Consider the following 448-nt stretch of genomic DNA (forward strand, 5'->3'; position numbering starts at 1 on the left):
ATCGCGCGCCCTATCCGGATCTGTATCGGGGCGTCAGCGTCGAGCACTGCCTTTCGGCCTTGGACACGCTCTTTGAATCCGAGATCGAGGCGAGTGCGGTCGCGGCGATCGTCATCGAGCCGCTTCTGGGGGAAGGCGGCTTCATTCCGGCGCCCGTTGAGTTCATGGCAGGTATCCGGCGCCTTTGCGATCAGCATGGCATCGTCCTCGTCGCCGACGAGGTGCAGTCCGGCCTCGGCAGAACCGGCCGCCTGTTTGCGATCGAGCACACCGGCATCGAGCCTGACCTGCTCCTGATGGCCAAGAGCCTGGCGGCTGGCATTCCGATCGCCGCGATCGTCGGCAAAGCCGAGATCATGGATTCGGTTGCCGCCGGCGGACTGGGCGGAACCTACGCGGGCAATCCGCTGGCCTGTGCGGCTGCCTTGGCCGTCCTGGATGTGCTGGA

General features: G+C 65.6%; 1 protein-coding gene. It reads left to right on the forward strand.

Annotated elements, in window-relative coordinates; translation table 11 throughout:
• Positions 1-448: aminotransferase class III-fold pyridoxal phosphate-dependent enzyme (locus AC0L3E_RS34645; RefSeq protein WP_473606916.1), on the forward strand; the 448-nt coding region annotated here is incomplete at both ends.

This window comes from Mesorhizobium sp. WSM4822, assembly GCF_055811155.1.